The sequence below is a fragment of the Microthrixaceae bacterium genome (assembly GCA_016702505.1).
In the GTDB taxonomy this organism is placed as follows: Bacteria; Actinomycetota; Acidimicrobiia; order Acidimicrobiales; family Iamiaceae; genus Aquihabitans.
The window spans coordinates 277210-295871 of record JADJDU010000003.1 but is presented as its reverse complement, the minus strand read 5'-3'; the positions used below and the strand labels follow the sequence as shown (position 1 = coordinate 295871).

At 64.7% G+C, this 18662-nt stretch carries 19 protein-coding genes and 1 pseudogene; 6 read left to right on the top strand and 14 right to left on the bottom strand.

Going from position 1 to position 18662, the window contains the following annotated elements; all coding sequences use genetic code 11:
• Positions 1–24: 24 nt before the first annotated feature.
• The 12 genes from IPG97_04450 to IPG97_04395 all read right to left on the bottom strand — a co-directional run bounded on the left by IPG97_04450 (position 25) and on the right by IPG97_04395 (position 13481).
• A complete protein-coding gene (locus IPG97_04450; GenBank protein MBK6855813.1) occupies positions 25–3420 on the bottom strand; it encodes a class I SAM-dependent methyltransferase in 3396 nt (1131 codons plus the stop codon).
• 58 nt (positions 3421–3478) lie between these two features.
• Positions 3479–4246 carry a glycosyltransferase gene (locus IPG97_04445; GenBank protein MBK6855812.1) on the bottom strand — a complete coding sequence of 256 codons (768 nt, stop codon included), beginning with the start codon at positions 4244–4246 and terminating at the stop codon, positions 3479–3481.
• The gene (locus tag IPG97_04440; protein ID MBK6855811.1) at positions 4150–6678 is read right to left on the bottom strand and encodes a glycosyltransferase; all 2529 of its coding nucleotides are present in this window, start codon (positions 6676–6678) and stop codon (positions 4150–4152) included. The genes IPG97_04445 and IPG97_04440 overlap by 97 nt, the downstream gene beginning before the upstream one ends.
• A gap of 91 nt (positions 6679–6769) precedes the next feature.
• The gene (locus IPG97_04435; protein MBK6855810.1) at positions 6770–6985 is read right to left on the bottom strand and encodes a hypothetical protein; all 216 of its coding nucleotides are present in this window, start codon (positions 6983–6985) and stop codon (positions 6770–6772) included.
• Positions 6986–7005: 20 nt separating this feature from the next.
• The gene (locus tag IPG97_04430; GenBank protein MBK6855809.1) at positions 7006–8208 is read right to left on the bottom strand and encodes an SPFH domain-containing protein; all 1203 of its coding nucleotides are present in this window, start codon (positions 8206–8208) and stop codon (positions 7006–7008) included.
• A 21-nt stretch (positions 8209–8229) separates the two neighbouring features.
• Positions 8230–9873 (bottom strand): ATP-binding cassette domain-containing protein, encoded by a 1644-nt coding sequence (locus IPG97_04425; protein ID MBK6855808.1) that lies wholly within the window; start codon positions 9871–9873, stop codon positions 8230–8232.
• Positions 9870–10325: a hypothetical protein gene (locus tag IPG97_04420; protein MBK6855807.1), complete on the bottom strand. Its 456-nt coding sequence runs from the start codon at positions 10323–10325 to the stop codon at positions 9870–9872. Before IPG97_04420 ends, IPG97_04425 begins: the two co-directional genes overlap by 4 nt.
• A gap of 63 nt (positions 10326–10388) precedes the next feature.
• The gene (locus tag IPG97_04415; protein ID MBK6855806.1) at positions 10389–10850 is read right to left on the bottom strand and encodes a glycosyltransferase family 1 protein; all 462 of its coding nucleotides are present in this window, start codon (positions 10848–10850) and stop codon (positions 10389–10391) included.
• Positions 10784–12388: a hypothetical protein gene (locus IPG97_04410; GenBank protein MBK6855805.1), complete on the bottom strand. Its 1605-nt coding sequence runs from the start codon at positions 12386–12388 to the stop codon at positions 10784–10786. Before IPG97_04410 ends, IPG97_04415 begins: the two co-directional genes overlap by 67 nt.
• On the bottom strand, positions 12385–12561 hold the full coding sequence (locus IPG97_04405) for a hypothetical protein (GenBank protein MBK6855804.1): 177 nt from the start codon (positions 12559–12561) through the stop codon (positions 12385–12387). Before IPG97_04405 ends, IPG97_04410 begins: the two co-directional genes overlap by 4 nt.
• 45 nt (positions 12562–12606) lie before the next feature.
• Complete coding sequence (locus tag IPG97_04400) at positions 12607–13275, bottom strand: glycosyltransferase (protein MBK6855803.1); 669 nt, start codon at positions 13273–13275, stop codon at positions 12607–12609.
• Positions 13254–13481: a hypothetical protein gene (locus IPG97_04395; protein MBK6855802.1), complete on the bottom strand. Its 228-nt coding sequence runs from the start codon at positions 13479–13481 to the stop codon at positions 13254–13256. The genes IPG97_04400 and IPG97_04395 overlap by 22 nt, the downstream gene beginning before the upstream one ends.
• Positions 13482–13537: 56 nt before the next feature.
• Between IPG97_04395 and IPG97_04390 the strand changes: the two are divergent.
• The 3 genes and pseudogenes from IPG97_04390 (at position 13538) to IPG97_04380 (ending at position 15188) form a co-directional block, all read left to right on the top strand.
• Positions 13538–14059, top strand: a pseudogene (locus IPG97_04390) (glycosyltransferase).
• A gap of 82 nt (positions 14060–14141) precedes the next feature.
• Positions 14142–14684, top strand: a complete 543-nt coding sequence (locus tag IPG97_04385; GenBank protein ID MBK6855801.1) for a glycosyltransferase family 4 protein — start codon at positions 14142–14144, stop codon at positions 14682–14684.
• Between the two features lie 33 nt (positions 14685–14717).
• The gene (locus tag IPG97_04380; protein ID MBK6855800.1) at positions 14718–15188 is read left to right on the top strand and encodes a group III truncated hemoglobin; all 471 of its coding nucleotides are present in this window, start codon (positions 14718–14720) and stop codon (positions 15186–15188) included.
• 9 nt (positions 15189–15197) lie between these two features.
• Here IPG97_04380 and IPG97_04375 read toward each other — a convergent pair whose 3' ends face one another.
• Positions 15198–15875, bottom strand: coding sequence for a helix-turn-helix domain-containing protein (locus IPG97_04375; GenBank protein MBK6855799.1), 678 nt, complete (start codon positions 15873–15875; stop codon positions 15198–15200).
• Between the two features lie 113 nt (positions 15876–15988).
• Here IPG97_04375 and IPG97_04370 point away from each other — a divergent pair, with 113 nt between their 5' ends.
• The 3 genes from IPG97_04370 to IPG97_04360 all read left to right on the top strand — a co-directional run bounded on the left by IPG97_04370 (position 15989) and on the right by IPG97_04360 (position 17214).
• Positions 15989–16234, top strand: a complete 246-nt coding sequence (locus tag IPG97_04370; GenBank protein MBK6855798.1) for a hypothetical protein — start codon at positions 15989–15991, stop codon at positions 16232–16234.
• 360 nt (positions 16235–16594) lie between these two features.
• A complete protein-coding gene (locus IPG97_04365; GenBank protein MBK6855797.1) occupies positions 16595–16804 on the top strand; it encodes a ribbon-helix-helix protein, CopG family in 210 nt (69 codons plus the stop codon).
• Positions 16801–17214: a Fic family protein gene (locus tag IPG97_04360; GenBank protein MBK6855796.1), complete on the top strand. Its 414-nt coding sequence runs from the start codon at positions 16801–16803 to the stop codon at positions 17212–17214. The genes IPG97_04365 and IPG97_04360 overlap by 4 nt, the downstream gene beginning before the upstream one ends.
• Positions 17215–17692: 478 nt before the next feature.
• Here the strand turns inward: IPG97_04360 and IPG97_04355 are convergent, their stop codons facing one another.
• The gene (locus tag IPG97_04355; GenBank protein MBK6855795.1) at positions 17693–18040 is read right to left on the bottom strand and encodes a hypothetical protein; all 348 of its coding nucleotides are present in this window, start codon (positions 18038–18040) and stop codon (positions 17693–17695) included.
• Positions 18041–18662: the final 622 nt, after the last annotated feature.

Here is an 18662-nt window from a genome sequence, read left to right as displayed (position 1 = left end):
AAGGTGGGGGTTAGCTCGGGGTAGTCAGCGTTTGCGCCCTTTTCGGCGCGCCGTGTGTTGGACCTTGCTGATCCGCCGGAGGTAGCCGGTGGTGTTGAACGTCAGGCCGTACTTCTCCAGGGATGTGTCGGATACGAAGTCTCCCCTGGTTTCGGTGATGCCCTTGACAGCTTCGTAGGGCCCGACCCCAAAGTTGCCCCACACCGGGTGGCCACCGACGATCGTGTCCTCGACGATCAGGTACGACCCCTCGGGGACCAGGTCCTCGTAGATGTGGAACTCGGCCGAAGTCCGTGCTGAGCTGGCCTTGGTGCCCAATATGACCACGGCATGGCTATCGGGACCGGTCAGGTCGGTGACCTGCTTGTTCACCTTGGAAAGGTGGGCTTCGCCCTCGATGTAGGTGATGCGATCGTGGCGGGGAAGGTCTTCGTGCAGCTTGCGGTCTATGGAGATGACCTGACCGTGGTCGAGCAGGTCGCAGATCGTGGCCAGGAACCAGTCCAGTCCACCGTTGGCGGTGCCGGTGTGGACGATCCAGTCGGGCCGGACCTTGGTGAGGATCTCCTGGATGATCACCATGTCTCCAGGAAGCTTGGACAATCGCTGACCCATCCAATGGGTCTGGCGCCACTTGAGGGTGTGCCAGTAGGCGTCGGTGAACTCCGACCACAGGTCCTGCGGCATCGGTGATGCCTTCTCGGGTACTCCGCCGACCTGGTCGGGCGCATGAAGGCTGAACATGTTGGGCGAAACCCGACGGCGGGCCTTTGTGCGGGCTGCCTCACGGGGCATGGACCCGACGTAGTGCACCGGTTTGGCGTTGCCGCGGAACGGGCGACCGTGAACATCCTGGTAGTGCTGGGAGTACTCGGCCAGGGTGTTGTGGCGCTTCTCGTCACCGGACAGATTGGTGGTCGTACCTCCGTGGACCTGGTGGAACGACCCCTCACCGAGCATGGTCACCACCGTGACGTCAGGGCTGGCGCCGAGTCGCTCGTAGAGGTCGAGGTTGGCGTATCCGCCACCGGGCATAGAGAACCGTTCGTCGAACCCTCCGACCTGTTCGAGGAGGCTGCGGGGAGCAAACAGGCAGTTCGACTCCCACATGCCGTCGAACCAGTCTCGCTCGCCGATGAAGTGGCCGATGTCGAACAGGCGGTAGCCATCTGAGGGCCAGTTGATCTTGTCGAAGAGGACGTCTTCGTAACTCTGGTTGTAGCCCTCTGCCACCAGATCGGCCTGTTGTCCGGGGCCCACATACCACTGCTGGGTGGCGACGACGGCGGGGGCATAGGTGGTCAGGCCGGCCAGGCCGTGGCGAAGGACGCCAGGGGTGAGGACGTGGGCACCGTCGATCATGAGGGCGTAGTTGATGCCGTGGCCTTCGGCGATCCCGCGGTTAAGTGCCGGGATGGGCGACGGTTTGGCATCGCTGCCCATGTCTATGAACCGGAACTCCGGGCCGAAGCTTCGGACCCAGGCCGGATCGAGCTTCTGGTCGGGGGCCGAGCCGTTGTCGACGACGACGACGTCGTAGGTGATGTCGTCGATACCTTGCTGGTAGGCCCGGGACAGCGAATGCAACGTCCGGGCTGCCTCGCGCTTCATGTTGTAGAAGACCACGACCACGGTTAGGTCGGTCGGGAACCAGCCTCGTGCTGGGGCCAACACGGGGCCGGTGGGTCGATCGTCTGAGGATGGCAAGGCTCCGTCGGCCGCATCGAGCTCGGCCTGGGACCTCTCGGTCTTGCGCCACATGACGGTGCCGTGGTCGATGGTGACGATCTCCTCGTCGGACCCATGTCGGGCCCGGACCGCTTCCACCGCAGCCCGGCGGTCGGGGTCGTCAAAGTCGTCGACCACAATGAATGCACCCAGTGTCAGACGGTCGTAGAGCAGATCAAGGGCAGCGGCAACGTCCAAAGCCGACCGTTCACCCAGGTGGAGCAACGCAATCCGTTCGATGGGAGCGGCTTCCAGGGCGGTGAGGTCGTCTCCGGCCACGAACCGAACTTGGTCATCGAGTAGGTCGAAGGAATGGAAACCTTCGCGAACGCTGTTGAGGTCCCCGAGCAGTTCCGGCAGTCCCGGTCCTCCCACGACTTCCCAGGCACTCTGGGCCTCTACAGGCTTGTCGCCACTTCGACCGACAGACGTCGCCCGAGGATCATCGGATGGCGCTGGACGAGCTCGGAACCGGTCGACCACCCATACCCGGGGCACGTCGATGGCGTAGGCCTCGAGGTATCCCCGGAAAAGGATGGAGGTACCGCCGCGTCCTGGGCCTATGTCGACAAGGTCTCCGGTCACCGCTTCGGCATGGATGGTGTCGAGAAGCTGGACAAGGTGGCGGAGGTGCTGGCGCCCGACGGTGGTGTAGGGGAACGCGGCACCCACAGGCCCGGCATCGTCGACGGTATCGCCGGCGTGTCTGGCCCGACGAAGGCGCTGGAGCTCCTCGGTGAGCTGGCGGGCTGGGTCTCGAAGTGCCTCGGGTCGAGGGGTGATGCCGCGCTCGCTGCACTCCAGCAGGTAGCTGATGCGGATCTCCTGTTCGATGTAGTGCTCGTTGAGGAGGGCGCCCTCCAGCAGCCCGAGGTAGCGGTCGGCGGCCGCCGCGCTCCGCTCCTTGTCGGTGAAGTAGACGCTGTGCTGCATGACGAGCGTGTCGAGCCGGGAGGCCTCGGTCATCTCGACCAAGGCGGCCTGACCATCCCTGCCTTCGAGCCAGTCGAGATGGTCTCTGAGCGCCGGGTGCGCCTCTAGCACCGTTTCCTCGACCACGATCGCCAGCCCGAAGTAGGTGGGGAGGAACACGAGTCGGAGCGGCCGGTCGTAGCCATCGATGAAGTCGTCGACCGCGGTCATGACGCCGTTGCGGGGCCCACCTTCGTGGGTGGCGTTGCAGTTGGTGGGGTTCAGCCCGCCTCGCTCGGCCAGCTCGGATTGGCCCCTGAGCATTCCCTGAGCGGCGTAGGGCTGGCGGAACTCCTCGGGGATCTGCTCGGGGACGTAGTACAGGTCCCGCCTGCCGTAGGGCCACCCGACGTCGTGGAGGACCAGGAGCGGCAGTGGGGCCTCGGCGGCGCGGGCGGTCTCGCTCAACAGCCGCAGCTCGTTGAACACCGTGTACCAGTTGTGGTCACCGTCGATCAGGGCGGCGTCGACCGCTGGGAGATCGGGCAGGACGTTGAGGCTCAGGTCGCGGTGGAAGATGTAGCGACCAGGGAACTGCTCCTCGTGCTCAGACGGATCGAAGACCGGAACAGGGTCGATCACGTGAAGCTCGGTGTCGGCTCCGAGGTCGGCGAGCATGAACGCCGTGGTCTCCCCACGGAGGGCACCGATCTCCACGATCCTTCGTGATTTGGCGGCCTTGAGCGCTGGCGCGACAGCGATATCCCAGAACGGATACATGTTGCGGATCTACCCCTTGACAGATGACGACGCGCGGAAGCTATCAGCGAACGCGCATCTAGTTGTTAGGTCCCAAAGGCGAATCACCACGGCCGATGCCGTCGATCAGATCCAGGACCGACTTCAGTCGCGACCCCCAGGAATGGGGTTCGAGCCTGGCACGGTCGACGGAGGTGCGCGGCTTGGTCAGCTCGGCTTCGATGGCGGTCACGAAGCCGTCGACCCCGCTGGCGATCGAGATGAGCCCACCTAGTTCGCCCAGGTTGGCGATGGGCGTAGACACGACCGGGACACCAACGGAGGCGTACACGAAAGCCTTGAGTGGATTCATCGACTGGGTCATCTCGTTGTCGATGTGGGGAATGAGAGCCACATCGAAGTCGGCCATGATCGCTCTGGCCTGGTGATGGTGGACAACTCCGAGGAAATGAACGTTGGCGTGCTCATCGAGGCGGAGGATGGCTGGGTCCAGGTGGGTCGAGCCCACGAACACGAACTGCCAGCGAGGTCGTGCCCGGGCTAGGGCGTCGAGCAGATCGATGTCTATGCGGGACGAGAGGTTCCCCACGTAGCCGATGATCGGGCTGCCGAAAGCGCGCACATCGATCTTGGCGGTGACCGTCGGGGGATCGAGCTCGAGACCATTGGGCACCACGTGCACCTCGGGGGCGAACTCCTTCATGGCCGCGGCTGCCGGCTCGCAGTTGGCGATGACCAGGTCGGAGCGGCTCAGCACGTCGCGGTAGTTCTGGTCGATCCGATCGTGCTCGGCGGTACCCGGTGAGTACCAGGTCCGGTTGTCGTCCACCACGTCGGCCAACACCACGTCGGGACGAAGACGATCGATGAGAAGGGGGAGGTCGGGATTTGTCGGGTATGCCCAAAGCACCCATGGCCGCTCGCCGATGCCCTTCTTCGCCAGTGCGCGGGTGACGTGGTCGACGTAGTCGCTGCGGGCCGGCAGGCCGAGACGTCTGGTCCGGGAGCCGCCGTACAGCCAGGTCCGAGACTCGAGGCCGCGACGGTTGGCGCGAACGCCTGGGGTTCGCGGCTCGAGGAGGTCTGACCGGCGAACAACTCCGTTGGCACCTCTATCAGGGCACGGAGGTCAGCAGATAGGGCGGGGGGATCGCTGATGAGCGAGTCGAACACCGGGCGGATCTGGTGGCGGACCGCCCCATAGCTCATCGTGTCCAGGAACAGCCGGCGGCCGGCATCCACCCGCTCAGAGGTGGTCTCGGCATCTTCGAATACCGCACCGATGGCATCTGCGAGGTCGTCTTCGGGCTGGAGAGCAGCGACGGCCCCGGCCTCGATGATCGGACGGAGCGGTGGGGTCTCCCGCAGTAGGACCGGCACCCCCATGGCCAACGCATCGGTGAGCTTGGCCGGCAGTTGGTACGCCGAGACCGGATGTTCGGGGTTCTGGAGGATGCAGGCCAGGTCGGCCGCTGCCACCACCTCGGGCAACGCCGAGAACGGCTGATAAGGAAGGGGTAGGAGCCATCGAGCCAAATCACCGATCTGGGGTCGCATCTCGTCGAACTCGCGGGTTCCGAACACCATCAGCCGGTAGCGACGGTCGCCGAGCTTCTCGAGCGCGGTGAGGATCTCCATTATCCCCTTGTGAAGCCTTGGTGTTCCCCCGAAGAGCAGAACCCGCTCGTTGGGCCCGATGCCCAGCCGATGGCGAGCCGCTCCACGGTCTACGACTCCGGGGTCGAAGATGTCCTCGTCCCGGGCGTGGGGGACGATCGTGCCCCCGAACCGTTGTTGGAGGGCGACGTTGGACACGGTGAGGAGATCTGCCCCACCGACCAAGGGCTCACAGGCACGGGTCCAGTCCCGCTCGAAGGGGAGAATCAGCGACTTGTCGCCGCGTCGGGGTGAGAGCGATCTGATGTCCAACCCTTCGTCGACGTCGAAGAACGCCAGCTCGTGGTCATCGATGTCCAGCACCAGTGGTCGATTTCGGAGCTGTTTGGTCAATGCCCCGAGCAGGAACGATGGCAGCCGAGGCTTGGACACCCAGAGGGCGTCGGCATCGATGGTGGCGGCGACCTGTTCCATCGTCTCGAGGTGGTCGGGGAAGGGACGTCCGGGGAAGACGTTCACAGGAGTCGGGATGTCTCGCAGCGGGGCCCAGATCCGGCTTCCATATCGCTCGAACTGAGCGCCCCAGAGCTCTACCTCGTAATCACCGCTCAAGACCTCGGCCAATACGTTGGCTCGACCCAGCGGGTTGTGCCCTACGTCCCAGGCCAGTACGGCCACCTTCGGTCGATCGCTGCTCGGTGTTCTAGGCCGGGTCCGCTGGATCGGAGTCTCAGGTTTGGATGGGGGGTCGGCTTGGTCCTCAGCAATCCCAGGGGTCGTGGTACGTACCGAGGTGCTGGGTAAGTCGGCGGTCATCCCGCGAATGCGACGTCGTCCCTTCTCGACGCCGGCTAGGGCCCGGGAGAACGGAGTTGGGTCGGTCCGACTGACGCCAGGTGTCACGGTGCGGCGGGCGGCAGTGAGGTAGGCGGCGGCCGTCGCGGTCCGGCCAGCAGTCATGGCCCTGATGTCGCGCTCGGCTCGGTCCAGCGATTCGAGGGCTGACGCTCCGAGTTCGGCCCTTCTGGTTCGCTCATGGTCCAGGGTGGCTTCCATGCGCTCGATAGCGCGCTCAAGCCTTTGGGTCTCGGCTGTCAGCCGCCTGGTCTCGGCCTGTGCCCTCCGCTGGTCGAGCTCGGCCTGCTTGCGGGCCACGATCTCGTCATCGAAGCGGACGAGGTCGGCAAGCGCGTCGGCCCCACCTGCTGACAGTGGCGGCAGGACCTCAGGCAGTGGGTTGCGGTCCAACAGGTCGGCCAGGTGGAGCTGGTCGGCGTTCAGGTGGTGTTCCCGATTGGAGCGATCGCTGCGCTGGCGGTGAAGGCTGGGAACGATGAAGTCGGTTATCGCCTCGGGGTCCGGTGCGACGAGTCCGGTCACACCCAACGCTTCCAGGTCAGCGATCAGGCGGTTCAAGGTGCCGACCGGGTCAGCCATGACCTCCTCGTGGCGGACGTGGGCCCGCGGGCGGCCTGCGGATGCCGAAAGGGCGCTGAGGGTGTAGGTCTCCCAGAGGGCGACGGCTCCCGCCATCGGGAGGTTGTTCCTGTGGTGTACGGATCGGGCCACCTCGATGGGGTCACGCGACACGTGAACGAACACCGCGCTGTCGAGGAGGTGTTCCAGAACCGGCATGAGCAGGCAGAGCCTCGGTTCCTTCACCACCCAAGGCTGATGGGCGTTCAGGTCATCTAGGACATGAGCAAAGGCTTCTGCCTGGACCTGACGTAGATCATCGGGGATGGCGGACGGCTCAGAAGCCGCCGAGTCGGAACCAGTCGAATCCGGCTCCCTGGAGGAGCCCGTCGCACAGGGCGCGCACGTCTCGGCGTTCCCAGAAACCCTTGGGGTTCTCCTCGTTGGCATCGGTGGCGATCCCTGGGGGGCCAAAGTAGGCGCCGGCCATGTTCAGCAGCCGGGTGACACCCGAGGTGCCGGACCGGTGCATTCCCAATATGACCAGCTGCATGGTTAGGGGAGTGCCGATGCTTACTGGCCGGCCGTGGGCGGCGTGGAGGTGTCGGGAGCGGTGAGGTCGACGTCTGCTCCCTCGGGGATGACCCAGAAGTTGATCTTCCCGGACTCGATGGCCTTGAGCATCACGTAGGCGCGGGAGTTCTGCTGGAGGGCTTCGTTGATGGCGGCGATGGCCCGAGCCTCCTCCTCGCGTTGACGGACCTCGTTCTGGCGGGTGGTGATCATCACCTCAGAAGTCCGGTTCGACTCGAAGGCGGCGGCTACCGACTCGGGGATGTCGATCCGCTTGATCACGAAGGTCGGGTTGCCGCACTCACCGCCCGCTGTGAACGTGGGGCCGCAGAAGAACCGTCCGCCCATCGCCGCTTCCAGGCGGGTGCTGATGGTTCCCTGGATCTCGTTCTGGACCTTGACGAGAAGGTCAGCGTCCCCGAACAGGTCGGCGACGGTGTGCCGCCTGGTCTCCTCCTGGAGGGCAGCCTCGATCTGCTGGCGCAGGGTGTCGGCCACCAGGCGATCCCAGCCCTTGTTGGTGTAGGCCTGATAGCGGAGGCCGAACTCCTCGTGGAAGTCTCGGAGCTTGTCGGTGTTCAGCCGGTAGTAGACGGCAACCTGATAGCTCACGTTCACACGGTCTGAGGTGGGTGCAACGACCGCGTCGGGGGTCGTGTCCTTGCCGTCCTTGGTCGGCTTGGGAGCCAGGATGTAGTTGAGCTGGTCGGCGGGGTAGAGGTAGAGAGAATCGAAGAAGCCGTTGAAGAAGAGGCCGTGGCCGGGTTCGACGATCTTTTGGAAGTGAACGCCTTCGATCGGGCCACCGCCGTAGCTGATGCCGATGCGGTCCTTGGGTGTGCGGGCGAACGCCGACTTGAGGAGCGGAAGGCCAGCGAACACCACCGCCGCCAGAACCACGAGTGAGATCCCCAGGATGGGGCGGCTGCGGCGCCGCGCTCCTGAGCCACCTGAACCCCCGGTCCGAGCCTTGCGCCTAGACGCCTTGGCCGAGACGTCGGCCTTGGAGATGGTGGGCGACGTCCCCAGGCGGGGTTCGTCGTCGTCTTCGGTCACATCGTCGCTGGAGGCGCCGGCATCGGGGGTTCGGCCCGTCTGCGCTGACGTTGGCGGCACGGTGTCGTCGATCGGCTCGGGCTCTTTGACAGGACGTGATCTGGGTGGGAGGTCGTCGTCTTCGAATGGAGTGAAAGGGATCGTCACGTAGGTGTCCTTTGTTCCGTATCAGAAGTCGAGTTCGCCGCCGAGGGCCTGGATTCGAGCAAAGCGCATGTATGAGGAAACGACGTCATCGGGGTCCCCGTCCTCGACGATCTGTCCTTGGTGCAGCCAAATGGCGGTGGTGGCCATCGACCGCAGAGCATTGAGACCGTGGCTCACCAAGACGATGGTCCGGCCGCTGCTGCAGATCTCGGCCATCTTCTTGGCCACCTTCTCCTGGAACTTGGAGTCGCCGCCAGCCAGGGCCTCGTCGATGAGGAGGACTTCGGGGTCCAAGTGGGCGACGACCGCGAATCCGAGGCGGGCCTTCATCCCCGACGAGTAGGCGTTGACCGGGAAGTCCACGTACTCGCCCAACTGGGCGAAGTGGGCGATGTCGTCGGTCATGTCATCGAGTTGGTCGGGGCTCAGGCCGATGGCCAGACCACCGAGCCTGATGTTCTCCCGTCCGGTGAGGCTGCCGTTCATGCCCACGCCGATGCTGAGAAGTGAGGAGATTCGGCCCCGGACCACCACTCGCCCCTGTTCGGGGGGTAGTACCCCAGCGATGCAGCGCAGCAGGGTCGATTTTCCGGCACCGTTTCGTCCGATGACACCCAGAACGTTGCCTCGGGGCACCTCGAAGGAGACATCTCGTAAGGCCGGGACGATCCTGTCGGTGTCCGGGCTGCGTCGAAGCAGGTCGTAGATGCCGCCCCACGTCGAACCAGCGTCGAGGTGGACGTGGTAGGACGTCGACAGGTTCTGCACCTCGATCGCGGGCAGATCGGGTCCTGTAGTCACTGGAGCCTCATGGCGAAGCCCGTTCCCGGACACGAAGAACCGAAATCCCAAGATGGGTAGCACCACGGCCCACACCATCGACTGGGCGATGTCCGTGGGCCGCGGAACCCCACCGCTCAGTGCGGTCTGGTAGGAGGTGAAGAGGGTGAAGAACGGGTTCAGGTGCAAAATCGCGGCCAGAACCGTGGGGAGCTTCTCCAACTGGGACGCCGGATAGATGACCGGGGTGACGAACATCAGGATACGGAGGATGTAGTCCAACAGGTTGGACATGTCCCTCACGTAGACGGTGAGGGTGGCGAAGAGGAGCATCAGCCCCACGATTATCGCGACCTGAAGGATGAACAGGAGGAAGGGTGAACAAGCCAACCCCGAACGCTCCCCGAAGACGAGGTGGAACACGGCGTACACGCCCAACGTGGGCAACAACTCCAAGAACCCGCCGTACAGCATCGAGAACGGGAGGGTTGCCAGCGGGAAGGTCGAATTGAGCACCAGCCCTTTCGACCGTTGGATGGCCCGCCCTCCACGACCCAGACCGACCATGGTGAAGTTGAACAGGAACACCCCCGACACGACCATGAGGAAGTAGTCGGTGCTCCCGTTTCCTCTGATAGCGGTGAACAGGAACATGTAGATCAGGGCTTGGAAGAGCGGATCGAGGATGTGCCAGGCTTCGCCCAGAACGGTCCCGGCGTAGGGGCTCTTCATCTCCGCCTTGGCGTTCGCCACCATGAAGGCACGACGATCCCAGACATCGCGGATGTAGCCGCGAGGGTCGGGAAGCGAGTGGTCGTGCGGCTCGAAGACGTACTCGACGTCGCTGTACGGGCGCTCGCCGGCCGCGCTGGCGAAGTCTGTCACCCCGGAAGCCCGCTCCCTGTGGAGGTGCCTCCGGCCAGGTCGTTCTGTTCGGCCTGTTGGATCAGGGGGGCCAGCGCCACGTTGGTGGAAACGATGGAAACCGGCCGGGTCCGCCCGTTGGCCAGGGTCTCGGTGGCCTCCTGGACCATCAGGACCGCGGGCCTTTCGATGTCGTGGGCTCGGTGGTTCACGTCTCGCACGATCCCGAGGATCTCCCGTTGGGTGACCTCCATGCGGTCTGCTGCTGATGCCTGGGAGATCTGCCGGTTGGCCAGCGTTGCCCTGGCAACCAACGAAGCCAAGGCCTTGGCCCCCTCGTCGAGCCCGGCCCAGAACTCATCCATGGATTCCTGATCCCAAGGCGTGAGTCGAGCGCTGCGCGTGATGCGAAGGACGGCCTCCATCGCTTCCTCGACGTGTTCCTCGGGCACCGGCACCATCACGTAACCCATTGTGCGAACCGACTCCTTTGGTAACAGCGACCGGAAATGCTAGCGCGCGTTATCGATCGCCGATCAGCACACTGGATGGTGGATGGGAACTCCAGCCGCGGCCAATGCGTTGGTCAGCTCGCGGGCCCGCTGGGTGAAGGTGTGGGCCGCGGTGATGGTTGTCCGGGCCCGTTCGGCAAAGGCGTCTCGGTTCAGCGACAACGCACCGCGGACCAGGTCTGCCAGCTCACCGGGTGTCGAACAGGTTGGTACCAGGTCGCCGAGGTGTTCCCCGAGGCCGGGAATCGGGTCGGATATGACAGGTGTACCGCAGGCGAGGACGTCGAACAGGCGGTTGGACAGGAAGCCCCAGTGGCGCATGGTGTCCCAGTGGTCGTTGAGGACAACTCCGGCCGATGAGTAGAGCTCGGGGAGGGATTCGTTGTCGATGTGGTCGCAGACGATCAGTGACGGTCGTATTAGGTGGTCCCAACCGCTGCCGTAGATGGCGGGCCGAAGGCCGGCCGCCAGGGCGTGGGACACCATGGGCCGAAGGACATCCCTGGACTTCGCGACCACCACCACGTCGTGGTGACGATCCGGGTTGGTGGGTACCGGGCGGAAGCGCGCCGTGTCGGTGGCCTGGAGGAGCACGCCGACAGGAGTCGAGGTGAGGGTCGCCAGGTGATCGGCGTAGAGCTTCGAAGCGACCAGTACCAGGTCGGCTCGGTCGCACTCGGTGATCTGCAGGTCCTCAGGGTGGCTGATAACCCACAGCACCTGGTGGCGTCCCGGGGTGGGGGTCGAGCCAGCCAGGCCACGGACGACCACCTGAACGTCGGCACACAGGGCCCCGGGATCGTTCCGCTCTGATTGGTGTGGACGGCGGCTCCGTATCCCGCCGATCGCAGGGCGCGGGACATGGCCTCGGCCAGGTGCCAATCACCCCATCGGTCGGCCACCTTGGGTGAGGGTGCAGCCACCGCGAACGTGAACGATGTCGGGGCATTGCGGTCGGTGGCTGCGCTTCGGCGCAGCGCCGGACCACATCGCTCGAGCAGATCGCACCAAACCGGAGCGGTCTCGTCGAAGGGGCGGCGCAATCCGCGTCGATCGGTTACGTCGCGGTGGTCGATACCGAGCGCAGCCGACGCCACGGTCACGGCCCGGGCCCTCCGGTTGAGCCTCGAACACAGGTCGACGGCACAGGCATCGGCGGAACCCCAGCGGTCGAAGCCACCGGCGGCGACCGCGGCCTGGCGATCCACCAACAACATTGCCCCGCCGGCCAGATCGACGGTGCGGTCGACAGCACGGGAGACGATGCTGCCGGCCAGGAGCGGGACCACCGATGGGGCGCCCGAGGTGTCGGTGAGCACTTCGAACCCGGCTGAGCGGATCAGGTAGTCGTGAGGCGTCGAATGAGCGAGGGCCCGTTGGGGGTGAACCATGACGCCGGTTGCCGCGGCCGCGTCGTTCTCGGTGAGGGACCCATACAGATGGTCCAGCCAGGTGGACGTGAGCGGCTCGACCTGGGCATCGACCAGGCAGATCAGTTCGATCTCGTCGTCGGCCTGAGACACAACCTCGGGCAGGTCCTCGATCTCGGACACGGTGACGGTGATCGAGCCGGAGGCGGTCGAACGACTGGCCACTGATGCCGCCCACGCCGGAGGCGATGCAACCCCGATGCACACCACCAGGACTGGCCGAAGGTCGAGGGGGGGCATGCGATTGGCTTGGGCCACCGCTTCGTCCAACGCCCGGCGTCGGGAGGGGATCACCGCCCTCGTGGGCAAGGCCGAAATCGTCAGCGCTGACCTCGAACCGGCGGCTTGGACCTCGGCGGCGACGGCCTTGGCTCGTCGGCGAATCCCCGCGGTGCGACGTTCGAGAGCCAGGACCGCTCGGACCCCGGTTCGGGACTTGATCTCAGCCAGGGCGCTCTCGTGGTGCTGGGCCCGTTCTCGCCAATAGGTGGCTCCGGCCCGTTCTGCTTCGAGTTGGCGTTGAAGGTTGGGAATGTCGCCTTCGCGGGCCTGACCGGCCTCGTGACCGCCGGTACCCGGTTCGGTGGCGCTCATCGGGCCTCGACCATCGTTCGGTACAGATCCTCGGTCCGCTTCACCGAGGTCTTGATCGAGAGCTGATCGCCGGTGGCCAGCGCCGCCCGGGCGTGGGTGGCGCGTTCTTCGGTGTTGCGGGCCTCGGAGATGAGGGCGTTGGCCAGGGCGTCCACCGACCCGATGTCGACCAAGAGGCCTTGATCACCGTCGGTGATCAGCTCAAGAATGCCTCCAACTCATGTCAACACCACCGGCAGACCCAGAGCCAGTGCTTCCATTAGGGCGACGGGCAGGCCTTCGTGATGCGATGCGAGGCAGAACAGGTCCAGCCCGGACATCACCCGCACGGCATCGGCCCGGTGACCGAGGAACCTGAATCGGTCACCTAGGCCCAGGTCGAGGTGCAGGGCCTCCAGCTCGCCCTGTTGGGGCCCTCGTCCCGCGGCCACGAACCGGGCGTTGGGCACGGCATCGATCACGTGTCTTGCCGCTCTCAGGAGGTCGGGATAGCCCTTCTGCGCTCGCAGGTTCGCCACGGTGCCGATCAGGACCTCGTCATCGGAGACTCCCAGTTCTGTGCGCATCCCGGTCCGGTCGGCGTGAGAGCGGACGTCGTCGAGGTCGACACCCGCTCTCACCACCTCGACACCCGGTCGGTAGGTCTCTGGGAGCGACTCGAGCACAGCGGTGGACACTGCTAGGTGGGCGTCGTCGAGTTTGAAGGTGATCCGCTCGGCCAGTCTGGTCAGGGGGTGGTGGCTGTCCCAGACGTTGTGCTCGGTGGTCACCAGCGATGGTCGACGGTGGCGGGGAATCGTCCGCGAGACGATCCTGGCCGCGGTGGCCGGGACCGGTGAATGGGAATGGGTCACGTCCACTTCGGCTAGGCGCGACGCAAACGCCAAAGCCAGCGGGGGTCGACCATAGAACCTGGTGCCAGGCATGTGACCTTCACCCCCTCGGCGGTCAGCTCATCGACGAGTTGGTCGTGGCGGGAGCTCAGGTAGGCGATCTCGGAGGTGATGGCGGGGTACCGGTGGCGGGCGCCGGTCAGTAGGAGCGTCTCGGCTCCGCCTCGGTCGAGCCCCTTGACCAGGTCGAGGACGCGCACGGGCCGCTCCTGGCCATTGACAGGTGCGCAGTCGGGAGTGGACACGGCACGCGAGTATGACCCGCTCCGATGGTCCGGGTGCGCGTGACAGACTCCCGGCCGTGCGGATCCTCCACCTCGTCGGCCGCAGTCACCATCGTGGTGCCGAGTTGGTGGCGTTGGAGTTGGCTCGAGAGCTGGAGCGGTTCGGCCACTCCAGCTCCTTTTGGGCAGTCGGTCCGGGTCACGAGGGAGGAACCGTTGCCGACCTGCCGGTACTGACCGGAGCGGTTCGTCAGTCCCCGCTGGCGATTGCCCTGGCGGCGGCCCGGTTGCGTCGTGCTGTCGGTGTTACCGATGCCGACGTGATCCTGGCCCACGGCGGCTCAGCGTTGCAGGTGGCGGTGTTGGGCGGTCGGAGGCGTCCGGTGGTCAACCAGCTCATAATGGGGATGCCGGTGGCAGAGCGGGGCCGGTGTTGGCGCTGGTGGTGGCGATTGGTGTTCGGGCGTACCGATGCGATCATCTCGCTGACACCTGAGTTGACGGCTGAGGTGAGGGCGTTGGCCTTCGAAGGACCGGTCGAACTGATTCCCAACTCTCGTAGCTCGGTTCGCTTCGACACCATCGACCGAGAACTCGAGGCCGGTCGTCTGCGGTCGCGCCTGGGTTTGCCGTCCGATGCCGTGCTCGTCGGCTTCGTGGGTCACTTCGAGACCAGAAACGTCCCGACGTGGCCGTGGAGGTGGTGGCCGCACTGGCCGAGCGGGGCGTGGAGGTTCACCTGGTTATGGCGGGGAAGGGCCACGGTCGGGTGCCGTCAAGCTCCAGGTCGGCAAGGCCGGTCTGGCGGAACGGGTTCACCTCTTGGGTCATGTGTCAGAGGTGGAGCAGGTCCTAGGTGGGATCGATCTGTTGATCCTCACCAGCGACGGGGAGGGAATGCCGGGGGTGGCGATCGAGGCTCAGATGGCTGGATGCCCGGTGGTCTCCTTCCCGGTAGGCGGGGTGGCCGCGGTGGTGGCCAACGGTGAGACCGGGCTGGTCCTCGCATCACACGAGGTGACCGCCATGGCCGACGCGGTGTCGGGTTTGCTGGCCGATCGTGAGCGCCTTGACGGCATGGGCCGGGCTGCACGTCTACGCGCGGCCCGGTTCTCGATGGCGGTGGCAGGCGAGCGTTACCGCGGCGTCCTGGAAGCGGTTGTAGACGGTCCCGGGTGAATTGTTCTAGTGGTTACTAGATATGATCCCGCCATGAGTCAATGTCGACCCACAACCACGCCCACCCGGGATCTCGACACTCCCGAGGAGGTGGCCGAGATGGTTCGCCGCTTCTACCAGGACGTGGCTCAGGACCCGCTTCTCGGCCCGATCTTCATCGATGTCGCCCAGGTCGACTGGAACGAACATCTGCCCAAGCTCGCTGCCTTTTGGAATCGCGTGCTCCTAGGGATTCCCGGGTTCACGGGTAACCCGATGCGCGCCCACGTCGAGACCCACGAGCAGGTGCCGTTCACACCCGCGCACTTCGATCGATGGCTCACGCTCTTCCACGACACCGTCGGCGGTGGCTGGACCGGTCCCATGGCGGACCAGGCCATGGCCCTGGCCCGCAACGTGGCCCGAGTGCACAGCCAACACCTGACCGGTCGGCCCTTCGAGTGGCAGCCGGATGCAGAGGCCGGCGACCCGGCTTGCTGGTCGGGCTTGGTGTGGGCCGACTGAACGAATCCGCTACGTCCCCGACGTCGCAGTTGCGTCTCCGACATGGCACCTGAGGCGGCACTCGGCTCGTTTCGGTTCGTGGGCTTCCAGTGAGGTCACCTCGAGCCCTCCCACCGCTTCGGCCACGCCACGGGCTAGCCCGAGGTGTAGGCCACACACCGTGTCGGCGTCGGCCGGAACCACGGACTCGAACGGGCAGTTCATGAGGGTCACCGTGGCTTCGGACCCATTGCGCTCGACGGTTGGAGAGAAGCCCTGGCGGGCCATCTCCTCGCTGAATGCGGTCATGGGGTCTGGGTGGCTAGACCTGTTGGAGCTTCCAGTTCGGAGCCCGGCTCGTCGACCTACTTCCTCAGGGCTGTCGCCGCTCCGCACCACCTCGGCGAGAAGGATGGCCAGCCGCTCGTAAGGGCCGGTGACGCCCCACCTGCTGTCTGCATTCGGGTTCTCCCGGTAGAGCAACCGTGGGCGTCCCCGTCCGGTAGGCGGCGCCGTCCTCTCCAGTAGCAGCCCCGCCTCGACCAGCCGGGCCAAGTGCTGGCGGATGGCGTTGTGGTTGAGGCCCAGGTGATCGGTCAACTCGGCTACACCCACAGGAACGGGCGAGTCGGCGACGTATCGGAAAATGGAGTGCCGTGTTGGATCGCCGAGCGCTCGGGCCTGGTCCTGCAACGACGGTTCTGGCATGGCGATTCCTGAAGGTCAGGTGTGGGTCTGCGGGTAATGGGCGAGGGTCTGAGGTGGAGGGGTCCCGAGTGCGAGGGTGACCAGCGCCTTTATATCTGGTAGATACCAGAAGTATGACCGATCATGGTGTTGCAGGTGACCAGTGGCAGGAGACCCCGGGGATGGGACGGGCTGTCGCGTTGGGCGCGGCCATCGGCATCGTCCTGTCGTTCATAGCCACCACGGCTGGCATGGTCGCGGCCGGTGCCGAGGTGGGTTCGGCTGTAGGTCTCGGACTTTTCGTCGGGTTCTGGGGTGGCGTCGGGTTCGGCACGATGGTGGCGGGGGTCACCTGGGTGTCGAATCACGAGGAGCACTGACCCGTTCCGCCAGCTCTTCGTTGGTGGGCCACCAGGGACTCGAACCCTGAACCAGCGGATTAAAAGCCCGACGAACAGCGTGTCGTCCCGTGCTGATTCGTCCTATGACGTGCCGTTCTCTTGGACCGCTCCTCCCGTTCCGTCCCTCCTGGACCCACCTCGTGCCAAGGAGTTGCGCGGTGAGATACGCGGTGGCGTTCGGGCAATCCGACAGCGGACTACTCGAGGTGGGTAGAACGATTGAACCGGCAAGTAGCGGCCGGGTTCACGGGGCCCCGACCTCTTGTTCGAGCCACCTCAACGTTGGTCCTGCCCATGAAGCCCCCTCGTTCTAGGTTGGTGGCGTAGTAGCATGACACCATGACTAGGAACATGACCGTTCGGTTGCCTGACGACCTCGCCGCGGACGCCGAGGCGCTGGCTCGTGTCGAGGGCAAGAGCGTCAACGAACTGGTGAAGGAAGCACTCGGGGAGACAGTCGAGCGCAGGCGGCGGGACCCAAAGTTCAAGGCACGGATCAGTCAGATCGTCGAGGAGGACCGGCAACTTCTCGAACGTCTGGCCAGGTGACCGTCAGATACCTCGACCTCACCGACTACGTCGCGATCGCCGAGGAGGTCACCGGGCTCGACGGGACCACCGTCCTGAGAGTCGCGAACCTGGATCTCGCAGATTCGGCGCTGCACGCTCCAGCGGCGGGGTTCGGGCAATCAGACCTCTACCCGGATTTCGTGGACAAGGCCTCGGTGCTGATGGTCCGGCTGGCCAAGAACCATCCCCTGCCAGACGGAAACAAGCGGGTGGCCTGGGTCGCCATGCGGTACTTCGTCATGCTGAACGAGTGGACCTGGGTCGATTCGCCGTCGATCGATGACGCGGAGCAAGCGGTGGTCGCGGTGGCATCCGGGATCTGGGGTGAGGCCGAGTTTGCGGCCTGGCTTCGACCTCGGTTGGTGGGCCACCAGGGACTCGAACCCTGAACCGGCGGATTAAAAGCCCGACGAACAGCGTGCCATTGCGTACCGATCTGTACCCTGACCTGCCGTTCCCTTGAAGCAGTCCGTCTGTTCTGTACCTCTGGACGCACCCCGGTCCACCGAGCTACGCGGTGAGATACGCGGTGGAGGGTTGCCCGAGACGAGCGCGGCTGGTGGCGCTCCCCATATAAGGGTTAGGAGCGGCCGAAGCAGGGTGCCTGTGACCGAGAAGCCGGTCCGTATGGCTGCTGCTCCAGAAGACGCGGAATGACGTGGTCCGCTCCGGCCCTGGGCTGCATGGGCTACTCGGTCGAGCTGCGCCACCGAGACCAGCGGCTCACCAACGACGCGCACGTCATGCCGCGCGGCTCGGCACCGACGCCGACGTCGACCAGAGGATCAAGGGCTCGCTTGGCCAGTACTTCGGCTATGCCGATGCTCTGAGCGACGTCGGCCTTCAGATGGGGTCTAGCCGATACCCCTACCCGCCGATCACTTCTCCCTCAGATCCGAAGAGCGGGTATGTGTCGAGACTGGAGCTACCCGCCTGCGCAGGCCAGCGCCTGATATCGTGCTCGGTGCCGGTCGTCTTCGCACTGAATGGACTCAAGAAATGGTCGTCAGATCCATGTACCGGATTATCGCTGCGGGCGTTCTGGTTGTGGGGACCGTATCTTGTGGCGATCAGGAGCAGATTGAGCCGAGCCGTCAATCGAGTGGCGGTGATCAGCTCCCGGAACGGGACTATCTTATTAAGGTCACCGAAGGCACAGTGGATCCACTCACTGTTCCTCTCGCCGATGGCGGTGCGGTAATTGTTGTTGGGCACGAACGCACCGGTGGTGGCGTCATTGCGACGCGCTCTGGAGTGCGACTCAATTCAGACGGGGAAGTGGTGGACAACTTGAGTCTGAGCACACCTTTAGCCGAGCCGGTTGCGACTGCAATCGGGCGATCGCTCTTCTTGGCTGGTATTCCGTGCGTAGGTGAGTTCCAATACGACGACGTAGGGCAGTTTATCTGTGAGCCCGGAGGGTACCGTCTGTTTGAATACGATCTTACTACTGGCAAGGAACGGGCCCTAGATCTACCGGAGCCAGGCTTAGCAGACATGTCCATGGTCGGCCGATATGTTAGTTTGAACTCGTCTTACGGTAGGCTTGTAATGGGATATGCTAATTCAAACGGAAGTCCCGGAATACAGTACGCTCAGAGAGTTGTTGATGGTTGGACTCCCATAGAGCAGACAAGCGGTTCTTTGTGCCAGTCGGGCGATCGTTTGATCGCATCCTCTGGAGAAGCGGCGATGCTTCCGTTTGATACGAAAGGTTCTGAGGAGCTCGCAACTCAGCTTTCCGTGTTGGACGTAGATGGCAGATGGGCGGACATCCGCAACTCGCCCAAAATCTTGACAGGCGCGGGTACGGGATTGAAGGTAAATTGCACGAAAA